The organism is Streptomyces sp. NPDC051684 (assembly GCF_044453445.1).
Lineage (GTDB): Bacteria > Actinomycetota > Actinomycetes > Streptomycetales > Streptomycetaceae > Streptomyces.
The window spans coordinates 35,894-58,202 of record NZ_JBITCS010000034.1 but is presented as its reverse complement, the minus strand read 5'-3'; the positions used below and the strand labels follow the sequence as shown (position 1 = coordinate 58,202).

21 protein-coding genes and 1 tRNA gene are annotated in these 22,309 nt (G+C 71.6%); 12 read left to right on the top strand and 10 right to left on the bottom strand.

Going from position 1 to position 22,309, the window contains the following annotated elements; translation table 11 throughout:
* Positions 1-7: 7 nt before the first annotated feature.
* The 3 genes from ACIA8D_RS32395 to ACIA8D_RS32385 all read left to right on the top strand — a co-directional run bounded on the left by ACIA8D_RS32395 (position 8) and on the right by ACIA8D_RS32385 (position 2,230).
* Positions 8-652, top strand: coding sequence for a GNAT family N-acetyltransferase (locus ACIA8D_RS32395; protein WP_399237734.1), 645 nt, complete (start codon positions 8-10; stop codon positions 650-652).
* Between the two features lie 171 nt (positions 653-823).
* Positions 824-2,065 (top strand): gephyrin-like molybdotransferase receptor GlpR, encoded by a 1,242-nt coding sequence (gene glpR, locus ACIA8D_RS32390; protein WP_399237733.1) that lies wholly within the window; start codon positions 824-826, stop codon positions 2,063-2,065.
* Positions 2,066-2,156: 91 nt separating this feature from the next.
* A tRNA-Ala gene (locus ACIA8D_RS32385) sits at positions 2,157-2,230 on the top strand.
* Between the two features lie 61 nt (positions 2,231-2,291).
* Here ACIA8D_RS32385 and ACIA8D_RS32380 read toward each other — a convergent pair.
* Complete coding sequence (locus tag ACIA8D_RS32380; RefSeq protein ID WP_399237732.1) at positions 2,292-2,798, bottom strand: GNAT family N-acetyltransferase; 507 nt, start codon at positions 2,796-2,798, stop codon at positions 2,292-2,294.
* A 67-nt stretch (positions 2,799-2,865) separates the two neighbouring features.
* Between ACIA8D_RS32380 and ACIA8D_RS32375 the strand changes: the two genes are divergently transcribed.
* On the top strand, positions 2,866-3,666 hold the full coding sequence (locus tag ACIA8D_RS32375) for an exodeoxyribonuclease III (RefSeq protein ID WP_399237731.1): 801 nt from the start codon (positions 2,866-2,868) through the stop codon (positions 3,664-3,666).
* Between the two features lie 80 nt (positions 3,667-3,746).
* Here ACIA8D_RS32375 and ACIA8D_RS32370 read toward each other — a convergent pair whose 3' ends face one another.
* From ACIA8D_RS32370 to ACIA8D_RS32355, 4 genes are all read right to left on the bottom strand, one after another.
* Entirely contained in the window at positions 3,747-3,929 is a 183-nt protein-coding gene (locus ACIA8D_RS32370) for a hypothetical protein (protein WP_399237730.1), read from the bottom strand.
* Between the two features lie 123 nt (positions 3,930-4,052).
* Positions 4,053-4,928 (bottom strand): SDR family oxidoreductase, encoded by an 876-nt coding sequence (locus tag ACIA8D_RS32365; protein WP_399237729.1) that lies wholly within the window; start codon positions 4,926-4,928, stop codon positions 4,053-4,055.
* The gene (locus ACIA8D_RS32360) at positions 4,925-5,869 is read right to left on the bottom strand and encodes an alpha/beta fold hydrolase (protein WP_399237727.1); all 945 of its coding nucleotides are present in this window, start codon (positions 5,867-5,869) and stop codon (positions 4,925-4,927) included. The genes ACIA8D_RS32365 and ACIA8D_RS32360 overlap by 4 nt, the downstream gene beginning before the upstream one ends.
* On the bottom strand, positions 5,866-7,401 hold the full coding sequence (locus ACIA8D_RS32355) for a flavin-containing monooxygenase (protein WP_399237726.1): 1,536 nt from the start codon (positions 7,399-7,401) through the stop codon (positions 5,866-5,868). The genes ACIA8D_RS32360 and ACIA8D_RS32355 overlap by 4 nt, the downstream gene beginning before the upstream one ends.
* A gap of 176 nt (positions 7,402-7,577) precedes the next feature.
* Between ACIA8D_RS32355 and ACIA8D_RS32350 the strand changes: the two genes are divergently transcribed.
* Positions 7,578-8,207 (top strand): MerR family transcriptional regulator, encoded by a 630-nt coding sequence (locus ACIA8D_RS32350; RefSeq protein WP_399237772.1) that lies wholly within the window; start codon positions 7,578-7,580, stop codon positions 8,205-8,207.
* Here ACIA8D_RS32350 and ACIA8D_RS32345 read toward each other — a convergent pair.
* Together ACIA8D_RS32345 and ACIA8D_RS32340 are read right to left on the bottom strand one after the other, a co-directional pair.
* Positions 8,196-9,206 (bottom strand): DUF6528 family protein, encoded by a 1,011-nt coding sequence (locus tag ACIA8D_RS32345; RefSeq protein WP_399237725.1) that lies wholly within the window; start codon positions 9,204-9,206, stop codon positions 8,196-8,198. The genes ACIA8D_RS32350 and ACIA8D_RS32345 overlap by 12 nt on opposite strands.
* A gap of 132 nt (positions 9,207-9,338) precedes the next feature.
* The gene (locus ACIA8D_RS32340) at positions 9,339-12,665 is read right to left on the bottom strand and encodes a S41 family peptidase (RefSeq protein ID WP_399237724.1); all 3,327 of its coding nucleotides are present in this window, start codon (positions 12,663-12,665) and stop codon (positions 9,339-9,341) included.
* Positions 12,666-12,833: 168 nt separating this feature from the next.
* Here ACIA8D_RS32340 and ACIA8D_RS32335 point away from each other — a divergent pair, with 168 nt between their 5' ends.
* Together ACIA8D_RS32335 and ACIA8D_RS32330 are read left to right on the top strand one after the other, a co-directional pair.
* Entirely contained in the window at positions 12,834-13,421 is a 588-nt protein-coding gene (locus ACIA8D_RS32335) for a TetR/AcrR family transcriptional regulator (RefSeq protein WP_399237723.1), read from the top strand.
* A gap of 113 nt (positions 13,422-13,534) precedes the next feature.
* Positions 13,535-15,733 (top strand): MMPL family transporter, encoded by a 2,199-nt coding sequence (locus ACIA8D_RS32330; protein WP_399237722.1) that lies wholly within the window; start codon positions 13,535-13,537, stop codon positions 15,731-15,733.
* Here ACIA8D_RS32330 and ACIA8D_RS32325 read toward each other — a convergent pair.
* Complete coding sequence (locus ACIA8D_RS32325) at positions 15,723-16,097, bottom strand: SsgA family sporulation/cell division regulator (RefSeq protein WP_399237721.1); 375 nt, start codon at positions 16,095-16,097, stop codon at positions 15,723-15,725. The genes ACIA8D_RS32330 and ACIA8D_RS32325 overlap by 11 nt on opposite strands.
* 188 nt (positions 16,098-16,285) lie before the next feature.
* Here ACIA8D_RS32325 and ACIA8D_RS32320 point away from each other — a divergent pair, with 188 nt between their 5' ends.
* The 5 genes from ACIA8D_RS32320 to ACIA8D_RS32300 are packed head-to-tail and all read left to right on the top strand — an operon-like array spanning position 16,286 to position 20,897.
* On the top strand, positions 16,286-17,350 hold the full coding sequence (locus ACIA8D_RS32320) for an energy-coupling factor ABC transporter permease (protein ID WP_399237720.1): 1,065 nt from the start codon (positions 16,286-16,288) through the stop codon (positions 17,348-17,350).
* A gap of 1 nt (position 17,351) precedes the next feature.
* Positions 17,352-18,113, top strand: coding sequence for a cobalt ECF transporter T component CbiQ (gene cbiQ, locus ACIA8D_RS32315; protein WP_399237718.1), 762 nt, complete (start codon positions 17,352-17,354; stop codon positions 18,111-18,113).
* Entirely contained in the window at positions 18,101-18,877 is a 777-nt protein-coding gene (locus ACIA8D_RS32310; RefSeq protein ID WP_399237717.1) for an energy-coupling factor ABC transporter ATP-binding protein, read from the top strand. Before cbiQ ends, ACIA8D_RS32310 begins: the two co-directional genes overlap by 13 nt.
* Positions 18,878-18,890: 13 nt before the next feature.
* Complete coding sequence (locus ACIA8D_RS32305) at positions 18,891-20,096, top strand: serine hydrolase domain-containing protein (protein WP_399237716.1); 1,206 nt, start codon at positions 18,891-18,893, stop codon at positions 20,094-20,096.
* Between the two features lie 9 nt (positions 20,097-20,105).
* On the top strand, positions 20,106-20,897 hold the full coding sequence (locus tag ACIA8D_RS32300; protein ID WP_399237715.1) for an SDR family NAD(P)-dependent oxidoreductase: 792 nt from the start codon (positions 20,106-20,108) through the stop codon (positions 20,895-20,897).
* Between the two features lie 43 nt (positions 20,898-20,940).
* Here the strand turns inward: ACIA8D_RS32300 and ACIA8D_RS32295 are convergent, their stop codons facing one another.
* Entirely contained in the window at positions 20,941-21,792 is an 852-nt protein-coding gene (locus ACIA8D_RS32295) for an EamA family transporter (protein ID WP_399237714.1), read from the bottom strand.
* On the bottom strand, positions 21,789-22,292 hold the full coding sequence (locus ACIA8D_RS32290) for a YbaK/EbsC family protein (protein WP_399237713.1): 504 nt from the start codon (positions 22,290-22,292) through the stop codon (positions 21,789-21,791). Before ACIA8D_RS32290 ends, ACIA8D_RS32295 begins: the two co-directional genes overlap by 4 nt.
* Positions 22,293-22,309 lie beyond the last annotated feature (17 nt).

Sequence of the window (22,309 nt, the reverse complement as noted above, 5' to 3'; positions counted from 1 at the left end):
GCCCGTCGTGCTGGTGGAGGGCGAGGTCGTCCTCCGCCCCATAAGGCTGCGCGACCAGCGCGCCTGGCGCGAGGTGAACCGGCGCAACCGCGACTGGCTGCGCCCCTGGGAGGCGACGATCCCGCCGCCCACGCCGAGCGGCCCGATCACCCACCGCCCGACATACCGTCAAATGGTGCGGCACCTGCGCTCGGAGGCGAACGCGGGCCGGATGCTGCCCTTCGTCGTCGAGTACCAGGGCCGTCTCGTCGGGCAGTTGACCGTCGCCGGGATCACCTGGGGGTCGATGTGCTCGGGCCACGTCGGGTACTGGGTGGACCAGTCAGTGGCGGGCCGCGGCGTGATGCCCACGGCCGTCGCGCTCGCGGTCGATCACTGCTTCAGGACTGTGGGGCTGCACCGCATCGAGGTCTGTATTCGGCCGGAGAACGGGCCGAGCCGCAGGGTCGTGGAGAAACTCGGATTCCGCGAGGAGGGCCTGCGTCCACGATATCTTCACATCGACGGGGCCTGGCGCGACCACCTTGTCTTCGCCCTCACCGCCGAAGAGGTCCCCGAGGGGCTCCTGAAGCGACGCCGTCGTGAACGACGGGGCAACACCGCAGGTCCCGGCGCCCCCAACACGGTCGATCCGGGCACCCCCTCGAAATGAAATAAATGTTCGAAATTGATCGATGAGGCACCGTCAGGGGTCATTGAATTCCCCCGAAGGTCGGCCCGTTGATCACATCCATCGCAAAAAAGCTCGGATTATCAGCCAGATCGTGCGACACACCGGCTCAATTGGCGGATGGCCCCGCGTAAACCCCTCTACGGTGTGTCCGTGAGCAGCAGCGGCCTCATCTACGCAGTCATCGTCGGGGCCTGGGCCGCCTACTTGGTGCCGATGTGGCTCCGTAGGCAGGACGAGTTGAACGAAGCCCGTCCGACGGAACGCTTCAGCACCGCCATCCGGCTTCTCTCCGGCCGGGCGGGCATGGAGCGCCGGTACGCCAAGGACCTGCAGGCGCGCTCGCCCGAGTCGGACGAGCGGCGCGGCGACCCGGTCGACCCGGACGCACCCACCGAAGGGGTGGACGTCCGGGACGTCGGCATGTCCACGCCCGGGGAGCGGCGCGCCCCGCATCCGGGGCGCGAACGCCGCGAAAGCCGTGAACACCCCGATTCCGCCCGAGAGTTCGCGGAACCGGCCCACGAGCGCGCGGAACCCGCCCGCGCACCCGAACCGGCGGCCGAGCCCGCGGCGCCCGCCAAGCCCCGCGCCGCCCGCAACGCCTCCGCGGCCGCCGCGGCCGAGGCGCAGGCCGCGCGCGCCCGGCGCACCAAGGTGCTCGCGCGCCGCCGCCGCACGACCGTGCTGCTCTTCGCCGCCTTCACCATCGGCGCCGTCGTGGCCGCCGTCGGCGGCGTCGCCTTCCTCTGGGCACCCGCGGCCCCGGCCCTGCTCCTGAGCGCGTACATCGTCCACCTGCGCACCCAGGAACGACGCCGCTTCGCCTACGTCATGGACCGCCGCCGCGCCGAGGTCGCCGCGCAGCGCCTGCGCGAGCGCCGGCCGCGCGGGCGGCAGCCCGCCGCCGCCCGCGCCGCGGCCGAGGACCAGGAGGACGGCCCATCGGTGGACGAGACCGCCACCGACCCCGGCCTCGAGGCGCTCGCCGCCGACCGCCGCGCCCTCGTCGAGCAGACCGACCATCAGGAGTGGGTCGACCAGCAGCGCGAACGCCAGCGCCACCCCGGAGCCGGCGACAGCTGGGACCCGGTCCCCGTACCCCTGCCCACCTACGTCACCGCCCCCGTCGCCCCGCGCGCCACCGGCGGCATCGACTACAACGCACCCGAGACATGGAGCTCCGCCCGCTCCTCCGCCGCCGAACAGGCCGCGCGGCAGGAGGAGCAGGCCCACGAGCCCGCCCCGGAGTCCGCCGAGCCGGTCGCCGACGACGGCCGCAGCGACGCCCGCCGCGCCGCCTCCGCGCGCCGCTCCCGCGAGCGCGGACGGACGCCGCTCTTCGACCAGTTCGACGACGGTGCCGACGGCCGGCCGCGCGCCGCCAACGAGTGAGCCGGACCACTTCCGGGCCCGCCCGGCTGACCAGCCAGGGAACGGATTTCCAAGCACCCGGATCGGGGTGCTAGAGTTTCACTCGTTGCAAGGGCGTGTGGCGCAGTCCGGTAGCGCACCTCGTTCGCATCGAGGGGGCCAGGGGTTCGAATCCCCTCACGTCCACAGCAACGAAAACCCCGGCGGGAAACCGCCGGGGTTTTCGCATGTCCGGAGTCCCTTCCGTTCAGAGCTTCTTCGCGAAGCACCGGCTCAACTCGTCGAACCGGTAGTGACCGAACTTCGCGCACGGCTCGTAACCGCTCGACGCGTACAGGGCTATCGCCTCCGGCTGCTTGAGGCCCGTCTCCAGAACCATGCGCGTGCGGCCCGCCGCCCGGGCGTCCTCCTCCAACGCCGCGAGAATCCGCCGGGCCAGGCCCAGGCCGCGCGCCTCCGGGGTGACGTACATGCGCTTCAGCTCGGCGTCGCCGTCCGCGTACCCCTCGTCGTTCGCCTCCTGGCCGCGCCAGCCGCCGGTCGCGAGCGGCGTGCCCGAGGTGTCGTACGCGAGCAGGTAGAGGCCGCGCGGCGGCTCGAACATCGTCGGGTCCAGCGGCGTGACGTCGCCCTCGTCGCCGTAGCGCTCCGCGTATTCGAGCTGGACGCGGTCGTTCAGCGCGATCGCGTCGCGGTGGCCGAAGGAGGTGGGACGCAGGCTCGGGGCCCCGACTCCGGAAAGCTGAATAGTCATACGGGACATCGTAACTCTATGCGGGAGCTTGCGACTGTCCCGTCCAGTCTGCCGGTATCGTGCCGGGGTGCTGACTGTGACCTCTGTGAATGTGAACGGGCTCCGGGCCGCCGCCAAGAAGGGCTTCGTGGAGTGGCTCGCCGAGACCTCCGCCGACGCCGTCTGCCTCCAGGAAGTGCGCGCCGAGCCGCACCAACTGCCCGAGAACGTGCGGGAGCCCGAGGGCTGGCACGTCGTGCACGCGCCGGCCGCCGCCAAGGGCCGGGCCGGCGTCTCCCTCTACACGCGGCGCGAGCCGGAGCGCGTCCAGATCGGTTTCGGCTCGACCGAGTTCGCGGACAGCGGCCGCTACGTGGAGGTGGACCTGCCGGGCGTCACCGTCGCCAGCCTCTACCTGCCCTCCGGCGAGGTCGGCACGGAACGCCAGGACGAGAAGATCCGCTTCATGGGCGAGTTCCTTCCCTACCTGAAGGAGCTGCGCGAGCGGGCCGCCGCCGACGGCCGCGAGGTAGTGGTCTGCGGCGACTGGAACATCGCCCACCAGGAGGCCGACCTCAAGAACTGGAAGGGCAACAAGAAGAACTCCGGCTTCCTGCCGGAGGAGCGCGCGTGGCTGTCCTCCGTCTTCGACCCCACGGACGGCGGCTACGTCGACGTGGTCCGCGCCCTGCACCCGGACGTCGAGGGCCCGTACTCGTGGTGGTCGTACCGGGGGCGGGCCTTCGACAACGATTCAGGTTGGCGCATCGACTACCTGGTGGCGACGCCGGGGCTCGCGGAGCGCGCGGTGAAGGGCTTCGTCGAGCGCGCCGCCAAGCACGACGAGCGTTGGTCGGACCACGCGCCCGTCACCGTCGTGTACGAGTAGGCATCGGCGCCGGTGAGGCGACATGACTGGGCCCCGTCCGGATTTCCGGACGGGGCCCAGTCACATGAGTTCAGGCGGCGTCACTGCTGAAAGCGGTCCTTGGCCTCCTGGGCGGCGTCCTGTGCCTTGTCCTTGGCCTGGTCCATGCCTTCCTTGGCGCGGTCCTGGCCTTCCTCGGTCTTGCCCTCGGAGCCGCCCATGGCTTCCTTGGCCTTGTCCTGCAGCTGCTCGGCCTTGTCCTTGAACTGGTCAGAGATACCCATTTGATGCACTCCATGAAGGATGGGGGGTGGGCCTCGACCAGACTTGCACGGTACCCGTTGTGTCGCATTTTGATCAATGACGGGGTGTGTTCGAGAGTGCGGGGCGGGGCAGAAAAGGCCAGGTCAGCGACCCCGCGATGCCTCGTCGGCGGCCCCGCCTGCTCCCACGAGGCCCTTGGACACGGTTCCGAGGCGGCCCTCGAACTTGCGGACCCGCTGCTGGCCCACGATCCCGATCGCCGCCGGCAGGTAGCCGCGTATGCCCTGCATGCCGCGCAGCCACCACTGCGCGTACACGTGCGGGGCGCGGCGCTCGATCCCCGCCACGAGGCGGTCGACCGCCGGGCCGAGGGGGTAGGTCTTGTTCGACGGCCACGGCAGCTGCTGGCGCAGTTCGCGCATCACGTCGTCCTGGTCGGCGCCGCGCACCATGTCGGTGTCGGTCCACGACAGGTAGCCGACGCCGACGCGTACGCCCTTGTGGCCGACCTCGGCGCGCAGGCTGTGCGCGTAGGCCTCCACGCCCGACTTGGAGGCGCAGTAGGCGGTCATCATCGGGGCGGGGGTGATCGCGGCGAGGGAGGCGATCTGGAGCAGGTAGCCGCGGGACTCCGTCAGGACGGGGAGGAAGGCGCGGGCCGTCACGGCGGAGCCGATGAGGTTGACCTCGATGACGCGCCGCCAGGCGATCGGGTCGGACTCGGCGAAGGGGCCGCCGGTCGCGACGCCCGCGTTGGCGACGACGATGTCGACCTTCCCGAAGCGGTCCTTGACCTCCTGGGCGACCTGGGCCATCGCCACGTGGTCCGTGACGTCGGCGTGCCACCAGTCGGCGTCGGAGTGCAGCCGGGCGGCCACCTGCTTCAGCTCGTCCGGCTCCAGGCCGACCAGCGCGATCTTCGCGCCGCGCGCCGACAGCTTGCGGGCGAGCAGTTCGCCCACGCCGCGCGCGGCTCCCGTGACGACCGCGACCTGTCCTTCGAGACTGACCCTGCTCATGCGGCATCCGCCCCCTTCTGGGACTGCGAGTTCAGGTGTTCCTTGGTGAGTTCACGGATCTTCGCCGTGACGGCGTCGGGTGCCTCGACGGGTGTCATGTGGCCGAGCCCGGCCAGCTCGGTCAGGCCCGCGGAGTTGGGCAGCGCGGCGGCGATCCGCCGGGCGTGCGCGACGGGGGTGAGCCGGTCGGCGGTTCCCGCGACGACGGCGACGGGCATGGTCAACTGCTCGACCCCGGCGTCCAGTTGCAGGTGTTCGAGGACGTGCGACCAGCCGTAGCGCACCCCGCGCGGGCAGGCGTGCACGATCCGCGCGCAGGCCTCGACCTTGTCGGGGGCCGAACCCGGGCCCATCGTCGCGTACTTGAGTACCCGCTTGCCGATGGGCGTGACGGGCCCGAGCGGCGCTTTGGAGCCGAGGATCGCGCGGGTGATCCGGGTGCGCAGGCCGCTCGCGCGCATCAGCGGCACCACGGTGGCCTCGGCGACAAGCTGGGAGCTTCCGGTGCTGCAGAGCAGGACGGCGGCCGCGTGCTCCTGGAACTTCGGGCGTCCGGCGGCGGCCATCATCGTCATGCCGCCCATGGAGTGTCCGGCGAGCACGGCCTGCTCGCCCGGCTCCAGGGTCGCGCCGAGCACGGCCTCCAGGTCGTCGGCGAGCATGTCGGTGGTGTACGGGGGCCGGTCGGTGGCCGGGCTGCGGCCGTGTCCGCGCTGGTCGTAGACGATGACGCGGTGGTCGGTGGCGAGGGCCCGGGTCTGCGCGGCCCAGAACGCCGTCGAGCAGGTCCAGCCGTGCGAGAGCACGACGGCGGGGGCGCCCTCGGGGCCGTGCACCTCGACGTGCAGCCGGGCCCCGTCCGCGGAGGTGACGGTCAGCTCGCGGGCGGCGACGGGCGGTGCGTACGGTCCCGTCGTGACATGGCGCATCAGGCGGCTCATGCGGCGTTCACCTCGGTCTTCTTCTTGGTACGGGTCTTGGCGGCGCCGGTCTTCGCGGGCGCGCGCACCACCTCGTACTCGCCTACGTCGACATGCCGGGTGGCGTGCCGGAATTCGGTGGTCGTGCCCGGCCACACCGTGGTGTTGACCCCGTTCTCGTCGAGGTACCAGCTGTTGCAGCCGCCGGTGTTCCACACGGTGCGTTTCATGCGGTCCTGCACGCGGTTGTTCCAGCCGGTGACGGCGGTCTCGCGCGGGTTCAGGGCGACGCGGCCGCCGAGGACGTGCAGTTGGCGCATGTAGTCGGCCAGGTAGTTCAGCTGGGCCTCGATCATGAGGATCATCGAGGAGTTGCCGAGCCCGGTGTTGGGGCCGATGACGGTCATGAAGTTGGGGAATCCGGCGGCGGTGGCGCCGCGCAGGGCGGCCATGCCGCCCTTCCAGCTCTCCGCGAGGCTCTCGCCCTCCCCGTTGACGACGCGCTGGGCGATCGGCATGTCGGTGACGTGGAAGCCGGTGCCGAAGACGATCGCGTCGACCTCGGCCTCGGTGCCGTCGGCCGCGATGAGGGTGTTGCCGCGGATCTCGCTCAGTCCGGAGGCGACGACGTCGACGTTGGGCTGGGCGAGCGCCGGATAGTACGTGTTGGAGAGCAGGATCCGCTTGCAGCCGATGCGGTAGTCCGGGGTGAGCTTGGCGCGCAGCTCCGGGTCCTTGATCGCGCGGTGCATGTTCCGCTTGGCGAGCTGTTCGACCATGCCCAGTTCGTTGGGGTGCTTGGTGAACGCCTGGACCTGCAACTCGCGGATGCCCCACAGGAGTCCGCGGCGCGCCTGGGTGGTGAAGGGGAGCTGACGGTGCAGCCAGCGTTCGGCCTTCGAGATGGGCCGGTCGGCGCGCGGCATCACCCACGGCGGTGTGCGCTGGAAGAGGGTGAGCTTGCCGACCTCCTTCTGGATGGCGGGCACGATCTGGATGGCGGAGGCGCCGGTGCCGATCATGGCGACGCGCTTGCCCCGCAGGTCGTAGTCGTGGTCCCACTGCGCGGAGTGGAAGACCTTGCCGGGGAAGGTGCCGATCCCGGGGATGTCCGGGGTCTTCGGGTCGGAGAGTGGTCCGGTGGCGGAGACGACGACGTCGGCGGTGAGCGTGCCCTTCGCGGTGTCGATCTCCCACCGGAGCTTGTCGCTGTCCCAGCGCAGCTGGTTCACCTCGGAGTTGAGGCGGATGTGCGGGCGCAGCCGGAAGGTGTCGGCGACGTGCTCCAGGTACTCCCAGATGTGCTCCTGGCCGGAGAAGGTCCGCGGCCAGTCCGGGTTGGGCGCGAACGAGAAGGAGTAGAGGTGGGACGGGACGTCGCAGGCGCATCCCGGGTAGCTGTTGTCGCGCCAGGTCCCGCCGACCGCGCCGGCCCGCTCCAGGACCACGAAGTCGGTGATCCCCTCGCGCCGCAGCCTGACCGCCGCGCCGAGGCCGCCGAAGCCGGATCCGATCACCGCCACTCGTACGTGCTCGTGCTCCTGCTCGGCCATCCCGGCGCCTCCCTTGCCACTGCGACTCTGCCAGTGAACACTGGCGTAATTCGGAGAGTAGAGGCTGTGCGTACTCATGGGTAGGGGTCGGACCAAGGAAAGTTACCGGCAGTACGACATAGGGTTCCCGCGTGGGAGGAGACGTGAAAGCAGACGTGGGCAAGCGCGAGTACCGCATGGAGGAGCTGGCGAAGGCGGCCGGCATCACGGTCCGCACCGTGCGCTTCTACCGGGAACGCGGACTCATCAAGCCGCCCCGCCGCGAGGGCCGCATCGCCTGGTACGACGAGACGCACCTGGACCGCCTGCGCACGATCGCCTCGCTCCTGGACCGCGGCCACACCCTCAACGGGATCAGCGAGCTCTCCGAGGCCTTCGACCGAGGCCGCGACGTCGGTGAACTCCTCGGAGTGCAGCCCACGGAGGAGGTCCCCGTCCGGCTCTCCGCCGCGGAACTCGCCGACTACTTCGCGGACGACGTCACCCCGGAGAACCTCCAGGCCGCCCTGGACCTCGGCTACTTGGGCATCGACGGTGAGGAGATCGTGCACATCAGCCGCCGCCTCCTCGACATCTCGGCGGCCCTGGTCCGCGAGGGCATCCCGCTGGCCGACGTGCTCGCGGCGGCCAGGCGGGTGCGTGACCACGCCGACGCCCTGGCCGCGCTCTTCACCGACCTCGTCGCCGAGCACGCCTCCGACAAGGACATCGACCGGCTGCGCCCGCTTGCGAAGGGCGTGGTGGAGGCGGAGCTGTCCCTGGCGATCGACCGCCGCCTGGAGTCGTCCGACGGGTCACCTGGGTAGCCACCAACGGGCCTTGTAGATCCCGCCGTTGACGTACGTGAAGGCCCCGTCCGGTTGGCGCAGGCTCACGGTGGTCGTCCACCAGGTCTCGCCGAGCCCTTTCTCCGGCACGGTGGTGACCACCCGCCCGGTGCGCGGGTCGTCCCCCACGCACTTCACGGACTTGCGGGCGATCTCCGGTGCCCCCGCGAAGTCCTGCGTGAAGCCCTGGCCGACGACGTCGTACTGGAACACCGACGCGGTGGTCGTCACCCACATCCGCCCCGGCACGCCCGCCACGGGGAACAGGTCGTGCCCGCCGGCGGACTTCCCCGGCGTGGCGACGGGCAGGGCCACGGCGAACTGCCGCACCAGCGCGGGCCGTACGCGCGAACCCGCCACCCGGTAGGCCACCAGCTCGTCGTCGCCCATGGCCCACAGCACTTCGCGCACCGGGTCCCAGTGCAGCCCGTGGGCCCCCTTCAGCTCGGCCTCCGTGTACCGCGTGGTGTGCGGCCCGAGGGACGCCGCGTACAGGCGCACGCGCGCTCCCGTGCTGCACGCGACGGCGACGTTCCCGTCGGGGAGGATCTCGGCGGTGTGCGGGTTGATCAGGTCGTCGCCCGGCCCGAGCGCCCCGGCCCAGTACCGCCGCCCGCTCGGCCACTCCACCACGCCCGCGAACCCGAACGAGGCCGTGGTCAGCACGTACGTACGCCCGCGGTGGCGCCGCACCTTCGCCTCGCTCGGGTACACCCAGCTGATGTCGGGCTCGACGTCCCAGTACCGGGCGTCGCCCACGGGCGAGAACGCCCAGCGCACGACGCCGGGCTCCACTGCCGGGTCCCACACCCGCACCCGGGAGTCCATCACCAGCAGCCGCTTGCTCGCCTGCTCGGTGATGAGGACGGGCGGCAGGCCGGGAGTCGCGGCCGCGACTCCCGGCCTGCCGCCGAGGGCCAGTCCCGCCCCGATTCCCGCGGCGCCGAGCAGGATCCCTCTTCGTGAGCCGTGCGACATGAAAGCCCCCTGGAAGACAGGTGGTCGAGCGCGACATCGCCATGTTCGCGCCCAGAATCTGTCATGCCAGGGGGCAAAGGGGTAAGTCCTCCGCAGGACATCCGTGGGGCACGGGTCCGGCGGAGGGGTCGGTCACCGTGGTGGCAGCTTCGGCCGCCGCCGGTCCGGGACGTCCGAGTAGTCCGGCGGGTTCGTCGCGCCCTGCTCCGCCAGCAGGTTCAGGGCAAGCTCCACCGCGTCGTCGAGCTGCGCGTGGCGGCCCTCCGCCCAGTCGAGCGGGGTGCGCAGGGCCTCGATGTCCGGTTCGACGCCCCGGTTCTCGATGGACCAGCCGTACTGGGGGAACCAGGCCGCGTTCATCGGCACCGTGATGACCGTGCCGTCGCCGAGCTTGTGCCGCCCGGTCATGCCGACGACGCCGCCCCAGGTGCGCTGGCCGACGACCGGGCCGAGGGCGAGCAGTTTGAAGGCCGCCGCGATCATGTCGCCGTCGGAGGAGGTCGCCTCGTCGGCGAGGGCGACGACCGGGCCGCGCGGGGCGTTCGAGGCGTACGAGACGGCCTGGGCGTTGCGCGTCAGGTCCCAGCCGATGATCTTGCGGGTGAGTTTCTCGACGACGAGTTCGCTGATGTGGCCGCCCGCGTTGCCGCGCACGTCGACGATGAGGGCGGGCCGGGAGACCTCCATGCGCAGATCGCGGTTGAACTGGGCCCAGCCGGAGCCGCCCATGTCGGGGATGTGCAGGTAGCCGCACTTGCCGCCGCTCAGTTCGCGGACGACAGCGCGGCGTTTGGCCACCCAGTCTTGGTAGCGCAGGGGGCGTTCGTCGACGAGCGGGACCACCGCGACGCGGCGCGGGCGGCCGCCGCCCTCCGCGGGCGTGAAGGTCAGCTCGACGGTCGTGCCGCCCGCGCCCGCGAGCAGCGGGTACGGGCCCTTGACCGGGTCGACGGGGCGGCCGTCGACGTGGGTGAGGACGGCGCCGTCGCGGATGCCGGTGCCGGCGAGCGGGGAGCGGGCCTTGGAGTCGGATGAGTCGCCGGGCAGGATCCGCTGGAGGGTCCAACGGCCGTCGCGGCACACGAAGTTGGCGCCGAGCAGGCCCTGGGCGCGCTGGTAGTGGGGCGGGCCCTCGTTGCGGCGGGCGGCGGCCACGTAGGCGTGGGAGGTGCCGAGTTCGCCGAGGACCTCCCGTAGGAGGTCGGCGAACTCGTCGGGGGAGGCGACGCGTTCGACGAGCGGGCGGTACTGGTCGAGGACGGCGTCCCAGTCGATGCCGCACATGTGCGGCTCCCAGAAGTAGGCGCGGATGATCCGGCCCGCCTCGTCGTACGCCTGGCGCCACTCGGCCGCCGGGTCGACCTCGTGCAGGATGCGCCGCAGGTCGATCCAGACGGTGGTGTCGTTGTCGCCCGCCTCGGTGGACGGCACGGCCTCCAGTTCGCCCTCGTCGACGACGACGAGGCGGGAGCCGTCGCCGCTGACCGCGAACCAGTCCATGTGGGCGACGAGTTGGGACTTCTTTCCCTTGACCAGGTCGAAGTGTTCGAGGGTGGGCTGAGCGGAGGGGTCGGCCGGGTTGGCGAAGGTCTCGCCGAGCGCGCCCGAGATCGGCCAGCGCAGCCAGACGAGGCCGCCGCCTGCCACCGCGTGCAGCGACGAGTACTTGGACGCCGAGACGGGGAACGGCACGACACGGTTGGCGAGGCCCTCGATCTCCACGGTCGGCGTGCCGTCGCCGCCCACCTCCTCGACCGGGTCCAGGCCGCCCGCCGCCGTCCGCCCGTCCGGCGAGAGCGCGAACGGGGACGGCGTCGCGGACGACAGCGGTACGAGGTAGGGGCGACAGCCCAGCGGGAACGACAGGTCGCCCGTGTGCACGTCGTAGACCGGGTCGAAGCCGCGCCAGGAGAGGAAGGCGAGGTAGCGGCCGTCCCGCGTGAACACCGGGTTCTCGTCCTCGAAGCGGCCGTTGGTGACGTCGACGACCGTCGCGGTCTCCTTCTTGGCCGCGCCGAGCGCGGTGGAACCGCCCCTGTTGATCCGGGCCATCTTGATCTGCCGCAGCGAGCGGCCGATGCCGGGGTGCGACCAGGTCAGCCAGGAGCCGTCGGGGGAGAAGGCGAGATCGCGTACGGGCCCGTTCGTGGAGCGGATCAGCTCGGTGACCGTGGGCTCCTCCAGGGGCGCCTCGCCGCCCTCCTCCTCTCCGACGTCGATGAGCAGCAGCCGCCCGTCGTTCGAGGCGACCGCGAGCCGCTCCCCGTCCGGGGCGGAGACCAGCTCCTGGACGCGGCCGAGCTGCCCGGAGGCGAACCGGCGGGGCGGCCGGTCGCCGCTGGCCCGCGGCAGGTAGGCGATCTCGATCGCGTCGTCGCCGTCGGCGTCGGTGACGTAGGCGACCTGCCCGCCGGAGCCCAGCATCTCGGGCAGGCGCACGCGCACGCCCGGGGTGTCGGCGATGGTGCGGGCGGGGCCGTCGCGGTGCGTGAGCCAGTACAGGCTGCCGCGCACGACGACGGCGCTGGCCCGGCCCGTCTCGTCGACGGAGAGCGAGTCGACGTGGTTCGCGGCGGGCACCTGGTAGCTGCGCCGCCCCGCGCGGGGGCCGCCGAGCCGGACCCGCAGCCTGCGCGGCACCGAGTCGGGGGCCAGGTCGTCGAGGATCCACAGGTCGCCCGCGCACTGGTAGACGACGCGGGCGCCGTCGGTGGTGGCGTGCCGGGCGTAGAACGAGCCGTGGTCGGTGTGGCGGCGCAGGTCGGTGCCGTCGGGAAGGCAGGAGTAGACGTTGCCGATGCCCTCGTGGTCGGAGAGGAACGCGATGCGGCCGTCCACGAACATCGGGTCGTCGAGATGCCCGTCGAGGTCGGCGAGGATGCGCTGTCCGTGCACCCACAGCCGGCCCTGCGCGCCGCCCCGGTAGCGCTTCCAGGCGGCCGGTTCGTGCGGCGGCGTGCCGGTCAGGAGCAGCGTCCGGCGCTCCCCGTCGATGTCGGCGACCTGGATGTCGGAGACCGGGCCCCAGGGGAGCTTGCCGCCTGGGGAGCCGTCGGTCGGGACGCTGTAGGCGAACGTGAAGTACGAGAACGGCTCGCCGTGCGAGGCGACCGCGAGGATGTCGGACCTCCCGTCCTTGTCGGGCGGCGACCAGCCGCGCACCTGGGTGTCGACGCTGCCCCAGTACGTGAGGCGCCGCGCGGAGCCGCCGTCGACCGGCGCCACATGGATCTCCGGGTCGAGGCTGCGCCACGTCGTGTACGCGATGTGCCGGCCGTCGGGGGAGAAGCGCGGATGGCTGACCTTGGTGCGGTCGACGGTGACCCGCCAGGCCCGCGCCGAGCCGTCGAGCGGCGCGACCCACAGATCGTCCTCCGCGGCGAAACACAGCCGATCGCCGCTGATGTGGGGAAAGCGCAGGTACGCGCGGCCGTCGGCAGCTTCGGATTCCTCGGTCACCTCAGTCACCTCCTCATGCTTTTCCGCGAGGTGGGCTCCGGCAACCGGGACTCGCTGAGAAGGGTGCTCGGGACCGATGTGGCGCAGCGCACGTACGAAACCGTTTCGTTTCGCTAGTAGGCAGGGTACTTTTATGGCGTACGCATACGGAGAGGTCAGGTGGGTGACATGGTCGCGGAGGCAACGACGCGTCGCAGCCGGATCACGCCCGAGCGCGAGGCCGAGCTGTACGGCGCCGTGCTCGAACTTCTCCGTGAGGTCGGCTACGACGCCCTGACGATGGACGCCGTGGCCACCCGCACGCGCTCGAGCAAGGCGACGCTCTACCGCCAGTGGGGCGGCAAGGCGGAGCTGGTGGTGAGGGCGCTGCGGAGTCAGAAGCCGCACTTCGACGAGGTCGACACCGGCTCGCTGCGCGGTGATCTGCATGCGATCGCGTTCCGCGAGGACGACTGTCACATGGAGCAGAACAGCGCGCTGATGCGCGGCCTGATGGTGGCCGTGCACGCCAATCCGGATCTGCTCGCCGCCTTCAAGGAGTGGATCGTCGAGCCCGAGATGACGGGCGTCGACCGGATGGTGCGCAGAGCGGTGGACCGGGGCGAGGTCCGGGCCGACAACCCGGCGCTCGGCTATCTGATCCACATGCTGATCGGCGCGTTCGCCACCCGCACGCTCATCGACGAAGAGCCGCCGACGCAGGAATACCTCGTCTCGTACATCGACGCTGTGGTCCTCCCCGCCCTCAGCGCCTGACACGCCCTTCCCCGCTGTACCCCGCTGTTTCACCTGACGCACAACCGCTCATGTCGTCGGGCCGATGACCCATGCCCCGCTGAACCCTTCGACCTGACCGGGAGTACGCCTCCGTGGCCACATTCCTCTACAAACTCGGCAAACTCGCGTTCCGCCGACGGCACTTCGTCGCGCTGATCTGGGTGGCCCTGCTCACGCTCGCGGGCGTGGGCGCCGCCTCCGCGCCGACCGCCGCCTCCAGCTCCTTCTCCATACCGGGGACCGAGGCCCAGAAGGCCTTCGACCTGCTCGACCAGCGCTTCCCCGGCTCCGCCGCCGACGGGGCCACCGCCCGCGTCGTCTTCGAGGCGCCGAAGGGCGAGAAGCTCACGGACGCCGGCAACAAGGCCGACATCCAGGACACCGTCGCCGCCATCAAGTCCAGCTCGAAGCAGGTCGCGTCCGTCGCGGACCCGTTCGTCGCCAAGACGCTGAGCAAGGACGGCACGATCGCCTACGCGTCGGCGACGTACAAGGTCTCCTCGATGGAGCTGGCCGACGCCGACCGCGACGGGCTCCAGGACGTCATCGACGAGGCGAAGCAGACCGGTCTGACCGTCGAGGTCGGCGGTGACGCGCTCCAGGCGATGCCGGAGACCGGCGCCACCGAGATCATCGGCATCGCCATCGCGGCCGTCGTCCTGGTGATCACCTTCGGCTCGCTGATCGCGGCCGGGCTTCCGCTGCTGACCGCGCTGATCGGTGTCGGCATCGGCGTCTCCACCATCACCGCGCTCGCCAACGTGCTCGACCTGGGCAGCACCACCTCCACGCTCGCGATGATGATCGGCCTCGCGGTCGGCATCGACTACGCGCTGTTCATCGTGTCCCGCTACCGGGCCGAGCTGGCCGAGGGCCGGGAGCGCGAGGAGGCCGCGGGGCGGGCCGTCGGGACCGCCGGATCGGCCGTCGTCTTCGCCGGTCTGACCGTGGTCATCGCCCTCGTCGGCCTCGCCGTCGTGAACATCCCGATGCTGACCAAGATGGGCGTCGCGGCCGCGGGCACCGTCGCCATCGCGGTGCTCATCGCGCTCACCCTGATCCCGGCGCTGCTCGGCTACGTGGGCAAGCGGGTGCACGGCCGCAAGGCGCGCAAGGACCTGGGCGAGAACAAGGAGCCCAAGGTCAACATGGGCACCCGCTGGGCCCGCTTCGTGCTGCGCCGCCCGGTCGCCGTCCTGATCGTGGGCATCCTCGGCCTCGGCGCCGCGGCCGTCCCGGTCGCCTCGCTGGAGCTCGGCCTGCCCGACGACGGCTCGCAGCCCACCAGCACCACCCAGCGCAAGGCGTACGACCTGCTCTCCGAGGGCTTCGGCCCCGGCTTCAACGGACCGCTCATGACGGTCGTCGACGCCAAGGGCGCGGCCGACCCGAAGGTCGCCGTCTCCGAGGTCGTCCGCGAGATCAAGGGCACGGACGGCGTCGCGGCCGTCACCCCGGCGACGTTCAACAAGGCGGGCGACACCGCCGTCATCAGCGTCGTCTCGAAGTACAAGCCGTCGTCGGTCGACACCGAGAGCGTCGTGCACGACATCCGGGACGCGGGCGCCGACATCAAGGCGGACACCGGCGCCGAACTGAGCGTCACCGGCTCGACGGCCATGAACATCGACGTCTCGCAGAAGCTCAACGACGCGCTGATCCCGTACCTGGCGCTCGTCGTCGGCCTCGCGTTCCTGCTTCTGATGGTGGTCTTCCGGTCCGTCCTCGTGCCGCTGAAGGCGGCGCTCGGCTTCCTGCTGTCGGTGCTCGCCGCGCTCGGCGCCGTCGTCGCGGTCTTCCAGTGGGGCTGGCTCGGTTCGCTGTTCGGCGTCGAGCAGACCGGTCCGGTCATGTCGATGATGCCGATCTTCATGGTGGGCGTCGTCTTCGGCCTTGCGATGGACTACGAGGTGTTCCTCGTGACCCGCATGCGGGAGGCGTACGTGCACGGGGAGCGGCCCGCGCAGGCCGTTGTCACCGGGTTCCGGCACGGGGCGCGGGTGGTCTCGGCCGCGGCGGTCATCATGATCGCGGTGTTCGCTGGCTTCATCGGAAGCTCCGAGCAGATGGTCAAGATGATCGGCTTCGGCCTCGCCATCGCCGTCTTCTTCGACGCGTTCGTCGTCCGCATGACGCTGGTGCCCGCCGTGCTCGCGCTGCTCGGCAAGAGGGCCTGGTGGCTGCCGAAGTGGCTGGCGCGGGTGCTGCCGAACGTGGATGTCGAGGGCGAGGGGCTGCGGACCGCCGACGACCAGCGTCCCGAGGAGGACCGGGAGCTCGTCAGCGCGTGACGTCCTGAGGGGCCCTGGCCGGGGTGACGGGCGTGTGGGTGCGGCGCAGGAAGCGGATCAGCGCTTTCGTGTCGAACTGCACAACCGTCACCCCGCTCGGCTTGTGCGGGGCATGGAACTCGATGACCGTCTGCACGCGCCCGCACGGCCAGATCCGCACGGGGCCGCCGGTGACCGGGGTGCGCAGCCCGCGTTCGAGGAGATCGCGGGAGAAGGACCCCCACTCGCCGGAGCCGGGCAAGGCGACACGGACCGTGCCGCCTTCGTGGCGCAGTACGACGGGGACCGCCCGGTGCGCCTCGGGGGAGTCGGTGACGACTCGGGCCCGGGCGTACTGCTCTACGTACTGCTCGACAACCGTCATGTCCCTAAATGTCGCATATAAGGAGGTGTGCAGACCAGGGAAGGTCGGGGGTCACTTGGAGCTGAGACGCTCTTGCAAGGTGTTCGCAACAAAGCACTATCATCGAACGGTTCACCGGACGCCGAGCCAGGCGCCGAACCGGACGTCGACCGAACGCCGATCCCGGCCCCCGAGCGGAGTTCCCTGCCATGCATGTCCCTGACGGATTCATCAACGCCCCCGTGTCGGCCGCCACGGGCGTCGTCGCCGCGGGCGCCGTCGCCGCCAGCCTGCGCGGCGCCCGCCGTGAGCTGGGCTCCGAGCGGGCCGCGCCGCTCGCCGGGCTCGTCGCGGCGTTCATCTTCGCCGTGCAGATGCTCAACTTCCCCGTCGCGGCGGGTACCAGCGGCCACCTCCTGGGCGGCGCCCTGGCGGCGATACTCGTGGGCCCCTATACCGGGGTCCTCTGCGTGTCCGTGGTGCTGCTCATGCAGGGCGTGCTGTTCGCCGACGGCGGCCTCACCGCGCTCGGCGTGAACATCACCGACATGGCGATCACCACGACGGTCGTCGCCTACCTGGTCTTCCGCGGCCTGGTGAAGCTGCTGCCGCGCACCCGCCGCTCGATCACCGTGGCGTCCTTCGTCGCGGCGCTGCTCTCCGTCCCGGCCGCCGCCGTCGTCTTCACCCTGATCTACGCCATCGGAGGGACGACCGACGTCTCCATCGGCAAGGTCGCCACCGCGATGATCGGCGTGCACGTCCTCATCGGCATCGGCGAGGCCGTGATCACCGCGCTCACCGTTGGCGCCGTCGTCGCCGTGCGCCCCGACCTCGTGTACGGGGCCCGGGGCCTGCACCAGCCGCTGAAGCTGAAGGTCAACGGGGAGCTGGTCGACGCCCCCGCACCCGAGGCCGCCCCCGTCGCGGCCCGCTCCAGCCGCAAGGTCTGGATCATCGGCCTCGCCGCCTCCGTGGTCCTCGCCGGCTTCGTCTCCTTCTACGCCTCGGCCAACCCCGACGGCCTGGAGAAGGTCGCCCACGACAAGGGCATCGACAAGAAGACCGAGGAGCACGCCTCCGCCGACTCGCCGCTCGCCGACTACGGCGTGAAGGACATCACCGACGCCCGCCTCTCCGGCGGCCTCGCCGGGATCATCGGCGTCGGCGTCACCGTCGTCGCGGGCACCGGCATCTTCTGGGCGCTGCGCAGGAGGCGTACGAGCGACGCTGCCTCGACCGAGGTGCCGGCGACGCAGGAGCAGGTGTCCTGACATGGGCGCGGGCCACGCCCACCAGCTCTACCGGGCCGGGACCACACCCGTGCACGCGCTACCGCCGCACACCAAGCTGGCCGCGGTCTTCTGCTTCGTGCTGGTCGTCGTCTCCACCCCGCGCGAGGCGATCTGGGCCTTCGGCCTGTACGCGGTGCTGCTCGCGGCCGTGGCGTACACGGCGCGGGCCCCGGCGGGCTTCCTGCTGAAGCGCCTGCTCATCGAGGTCCCGTTCGTCGCCTTCGCCGTCCTCATGCCGTTCGTGGCGGAGGGCGAGCGGGTGCAGGTGCTCGGGATGTCGCTGAGCGAGAGCGGGCTGTGGGGCGCGTGGAACGTGCTCGCCAAGGGCACCCTCGGCGTCGCCGCCGCCGTCCTGCTCGCCTCGACCACCGAACTGCGCGAACTGATCCTCGGCCTGCAACGCCTCAAGCTGCCCCCGCTGCTCGTCCAGATCGCCTCGTTCATGATCCGCTACGGCGACGTCATCACCGACGAGATGCGCCGCATGAAGATCGCCCGGGAGTCGCGCGGCTTCGAGGCCAAGGGCGTACGGCACTGGGGTGTGCTCGCCAAGTCGGCGGGCGCCCTGTTCATCCGCTCCTACGAGCGCGGGGAGCGGGTGCACCTCGCCATGGTCAGCCGTGGCTACGCGGGGTCGATGCCGGTGATCGACGATCTGGCGGCGACCCGGGCCCAGTGGTCGCACGCGCTGACCCTGCCGGGTGCGGCGCTCGTGGTGTGCCTGATGGGATGGATGCTGTGACTGCTTCTTCTGCGCCCGCTTCCCTGGAAGTCTCCGGGCTCGCCTTCGCCTACCCCGACGGACACCAGGCCCTCTTCGGAGTGGACCTCACGATCGGCAAGGGCGAGCGGGTCGCGCTGCTTGGGCCGAACGGCGCGGGCAAGACCACCCTCGTCCTGCACCTCAACGGCATCCTGACCGGCGGCGCGGGCACCGTGGCGGTCGCCGGCCTGCCCGTCGACAAGCGCAACATGGCGGAGATCCGCCGCAAGGTCGGCATCGTCTTCCAGGACCCGGACGACCAGCTGTTCATGCCGACGGTCCGCGAGGACGTCGCGTTCGGCCCCGCGGCGGCCGGCATGAAGGGCGCCGAGCTGGAGGCCCGGGTCCGCAAGGCTCTCGCGCTCGTCGGCATGGAGGAGTTCGCCGACCGGCCCCCGCACCACCTCTCCTTCGGCCAGCGCCGCCGCGTGGCGGTCGCGACCGTCCTCGCCATGGAGCCGGAGGTCCTCGTCCTGGACGAGCCGTCCTCCAACCTCGACCCGGCCTCGCGCCGCGAACTCGCCGACATCCTGCGCTCGCTGGACGTGACGGTCCTCATGGTCACGCACGACCTGCCGTACGCGATGGAGCTGTGCCCCCGCGCCGTGATCCTCAGCGGCGGCGCGATCGCGGCGGACGGGGCGACCGCGGACCTGCTGATGGACGAGGACCTGATGGCGGCACACCGCCTGGAGCTGCCTTTCGGCTTCGACCCGCGGTCGGTGGCCGGGAAGACGGTTTGATCGATCATCCGGAATGCGGGGGCGACGCCGCCTGTTGCAGCATTCCGTGGACACAGCAGTGAACGGCACGGTCGCCCCCGGATTCGAAGGCATACGCAGCGCCTTCGACGAGAACTTCACGGCCCGCGGTGAGCGCGGCGCCGCGCTCGTCGTCTACCGCGACGGGCAGCGGATCGTCGACCTGTACGCGGGCACGCGGGACGTCGACGGGGGCGGGGACTGGCAGCCCGGGACGGCCCAGCTGCTGCGTTCCGGCACCAAGGGGATCGCCGCCGCCGCGCTCCTCCTGCTCCACCAGCGCGGCGAGCTCGACCTCGACGCGCCCGTCGGCTCCTACTGGCCCGAGTTCAAGGCGCACGGCAAGGAGGACGCGCTGGTCCGGCACGTCCTCGCCCACCGCGCCGGAGTCCCGGCCCTCGACCGCCCGCTCACCCCCGCCGAGGCGGCGGACCAGGACCTCGCCGCGGCGGCCGTCGCCGCGCAGGAACCCTTCTGGGCGCCCGGCACCGACCACGGCTACCACGCCCAGACATACAGCTGGCTCACGGCCGAGCTGGTCCGCCGGGTCACGGGCCGCACCATCGGTGAGTACGTCGCCGAGCAGCTCGCGGCCCCGACCGGCGCCGACGTGTGGATCGGCCTCCCGGCCGCGCAGGCCCACCGGGTCGGCAGGGTCGGCCCCGTCGAACCCCCGGCCGCCGCCAATGGCCTGCGCTCCCGCCCCAAGCGCGCCATCGCCGAGGCGTACGCGAATCCGGACTCGCTCACCAGCCGCGCCTTCGGCACGATCGCCCCGCAGGCGGACGAGAACGACCCCGCGTACCGGGCCTCGCAGCTCCCCGGCTCGAATGGCATCGGCACGGCGGAGGGCCTGGCACGCTTCTACGCGTCACTGATCGGCGAAGTGGCGGGCGGGGTGCGTCTTTTCACTCCCGAGACGGCCCAACTGGCCCGCACCGAAGCCTCGTCGGGCCCGGACCGCGTCCTCGTCTCCCCGTCCCGCTTCGGCCTCGGCCACATGCTGCACGGCATCGCCTCCCCGCTCCTCTCCCCGGCCTCCTTCGGCCACCCGGGCCGCGGCGGCGCCCTCGGCTTCGCCGACCCGGAGTCGGGGATCGCGTTCGGGTACGTCACGAACGGCATGCAAAAGGGCGTCACGGCGGACCCGCGCGCACAGGCGCTGGTGAAGTCCCTGCGAGAGGCGCTGAACGCGGGTTAGCGTCCGCGTATGAAGCGCTTCGAGGATCACGTGGCTCTGATCACCGCCGCCGGACGCGGCATCGGCGCCGCCACCGCGCACCGGCTGGCCGAGGAGGGCGCGAGCGTCCTCGTCAGCGACATCGACGAGGCGGCGGCCGGGAAGGTCGCCGCCTCGATCCGTGAACAGGGCGGTGCGGCACGGGAGTTCGCCTGCGACGTGGGGGACAGGGTCTCCGTCGAGGCCACCGTCGCGTACGCCGTCGAGACCTTCGGACGGCTCGACGTCCTCGTCAACAACGCCTACGCCTGCCACCCCGACGCGCCGCTCTTCGAGGACGAGGACGACGAGCTGTGGGCCCGCGACCTCGACATCACGCTCACGGGCGCCTACCGGTGCGCGCGTGCCGCGATGCCGCACCTCGTCGAGTCCGGCCGCGGCGCCGTCGTCAACATCGGCTCCGTCAACGGGATCCAGGACTTCGGCAACCACGCGTACAGCGCCGCGAAGGCGGGACTTGCTTCCCTGACCCGTACGTTGGCCGGTCACGCGGGGCCGCGCGGCGTGCGCGTGAACCTGGTCGCGCCCGGCACCGTGCGCACCACGGCGTGGGAGGGGCAGGACGAACGGCTCGACACGATGCGGAAGTTGTATCCGCTGGGCCGGGTCGGGGAGCCGGCCGACATCGCGGCGGCGGTGGCGTTCCTCGCGTCTCGCGATGCGGGGTGGGTGACAGGGGTGACGTTGCCGGTGGACGGTGGGACGACCTCGGTCAGCAGCGGGTTCATGGTCCTGCGCCGATCAAGCCCCTGCGGCGATTGAGCAGCGGGGGTCTGGGGGCGGAGCCCTCAGCACACGGGCGGCGTCAACCGGCGTGCAGCATCAGCCCGATCCCCGCCACCACCACACCCGCCGCCACAAGCCTCGGCGCCCCGAACCGCTCCTTGAAGAAGACCGCACCGATCGCCGCCCCCACGATGATCGACGACTCCCGGAGCGCGGAGATCGGCGCCAGGTCCGCCCGTGTCTGGGCCCACAGCACCAGACCGTACGCGGCGACGGAGAGCGCCGCGCCCAACAGCCCGCGCCACGCGAACGGCCGCAACCGCTCCACCAGTTGACCGCGCCAGCGGTACGCCGCGTACACCGGGACCGCGATGCCCTCAAGGATCATCAGCCACGCGATGTACCCGAGCGAGGACCCCGAGGCCCGTACGCCCAGACCGTCCACCACCGTGTACGACGCGATCGCCACGCCGGTGGCCAGGGCCGCGCCGAGCGCCCGCCAGTCCGGCCGCCGCCCCGATCCCCGTAGACCCCACAGCGCCAGGCCCGTCAGGCCCGCGCTGGACACCGCCACGCCCGCCGCCTGCCAGCCGCCCGGCACCTCGCCCGCGAAGAGGGCCGCGAGCACCGTCACCACGAGCGGCGCCGTGCCGCGCGCGATCGGGTAGGCCTGACCGAAGTCGCCCAGCTTGAACGACGTCATCAGCAGCGCGTAGTAGGCGATGTGCAGCAGCGCCGAAGCGATCAGGTACGGCCACGCACCCGCCGCCGGTATCGGTGCGAACACCGCCAGCACCAGGCCGATCAGCGTGCCGCCGCCCGATATGAGCGTGAAGCCGACCAGTTTGTCCGTGATGTGGTGGGCCAGGGCGTTCCACGAGGCGTGGGTCACCGCCGCGAGCAGCACCGCCGCGGCGACGACCGGCGTCATGCCCGCACGTCCACGAGCGCGGCGCCCGCGTGCGAGATCAACTCCTTGGGCCCCATGGGGAAGACGGCGTAGGGGCTGCCGGCCGCCGCCCACACCGTGTCGTGCGCGAGGAGGGAGCGGTCGGCGAGTACCCGGGTCTTGTTCGCGTGGCCGAAGGGCGGGACGCCGCCGATCGCGTAGCCGGTGAACTCCCGTACGACGTCCGCCTTCGCGCGCGTCACCTTCTCCGCGCCCAGCTCCTCGCGGACGAGATCGAGGTCCACGCGCGAGGCGCCGTCCATCAGGACCAGCACCGGCACCCCGTCCGCCGCGAAGATCAACGACTTGCAGATCTGGCTCAGTTCGCAGCCGATCGCGTCGGCCGCCTCCTGCGCGGTGCGGGTCGCCTCGGGGAAGCGCCGCGCCCGCGGAAGGAGGTCGGCCAGGCCCATCGCCGTGACGGCCTCGGCGAACCGGGGGTGTGCTGCCGTGCCGCTGTTGCTGCTTTCCGCTGTCGTCATGCGCCGCACGCTAGCCC

Bases quoted from the DNA above. Each gene is read 5' to 3' on its own strand.
- ACIA8D_RS32305 (WP_399237716.1), top strand. From the start codon at position 18,891: ATGCGGGGGCGACGCCGCCTGTTGCAGCATTCCGTGGACACAGCAGTG.
- ACIA8D_RS32290 (WP_399237713.1), bottom strand. From the start codon at position 22,292: ATGACGACAGCGGAAAGCAGCAACAGCGGCACGGCAGCACACCCCCGG.
- ACIA8D_RS32335 (WP_399237723.1), top strand. From the start codon at position 12,834: ATGGTCGCGGAGGCAACGACGCGTCGCAGCCGGATCACGCCCGAGCGC.
- ACIA8D_RS32380 (WP_399237732.1), bottom strand. From the start codon at position 2,798: ATGACTATTCAGCTTTCCGGAGTCGGGGCCCCGAGCCTGCGTCCCACC.
- ACIA8D_RS32350 (WP_399237772.1), top strand. From the start codon at position 7,578: ATGGAGGAGCTGGCGAAGGCGGCCGGCATCACGGTCCGCACCGTGCGC.
- ACIA8D_RS32365 (WP_399237729.1), bottom strand. From the start codon at position 4,928: ATGAGCAGGGTCAGTCTCGAAGGACAGGTCGCGGTCGTCACGGGAGCC.
- ACIA8D_RS32360 (WP_399237727.1), bottom strand. From the start codon at position 5,869: ATGAGCCGCCTGATGCGCCATGTCACGACGGGACCGTACGCACCGCCC.
- ACIA8D_RS32310 (WP_399237717.1), top strand. From the start codon at position 18,101: ATGGATGCTGTGACTGCTTCTTCTGCGCCCGCTTCCCTGGAAGTCTCC.
- ACIA8D_RS32345 (WP_399237725.1), bottom strand. From the start codon at position 9,206: ATGTCGCACGGCTCACGAAGAGGGATCCTGCTCGGCGCCGCGGGAATC.
- cbiQ (WP_399237718.1), top strand. From the start codon at position 17,352: ATGGGCGCGGGCCACGCCCACCAGCTCTACCGGGCCGGGACCACACCC.
- ACIA8D_RS32300 (WP_399237715.1), top strand. From the start codon at position 20,106: ATGAAGCGCTTCGAGGATCACGTGGCTCTGATCACCGCCGCCGGACGC.
- ACIA8D_RS32355 (WP_399237726.1), bottom strand. From the start codon at position 7,401: ATGGCCGAGCAGGAGCACGAGCACGTACGAGTGGCGGTGATCGGATCC.
- ACIA8D_RS32370 (WP_399237730.1), bottom strand. From the start codon at position 3,929: ATGGGTATCTCTGACCAGTTCAAGGACAAGGCCGAGCAGCTGCAGGAC.
- ACIA8D_RS32320 (WP_399237720.1), top strand. From the start codon at position 16,286: ATGCATGTCCCTGACGGATTCATCAACGCCCCCGTGTCGGCCGCCACG.
- ACIA8D_RS32295 (WP_399237714.1), bottom strand. From the start codon at position 21,792: ATGACGCCGGTCGTCGCCGCGGCGGTGCTGCTCGCGGCGGTGACCCAC.
- ACIA8D_RS32325 (WP_399237721.1), bottom strand. From the start codon at position 16,097: ATGACGGTTGTCGAGCAGTACGTAGAGCAGTACGCCCGGGCCCGAGTC.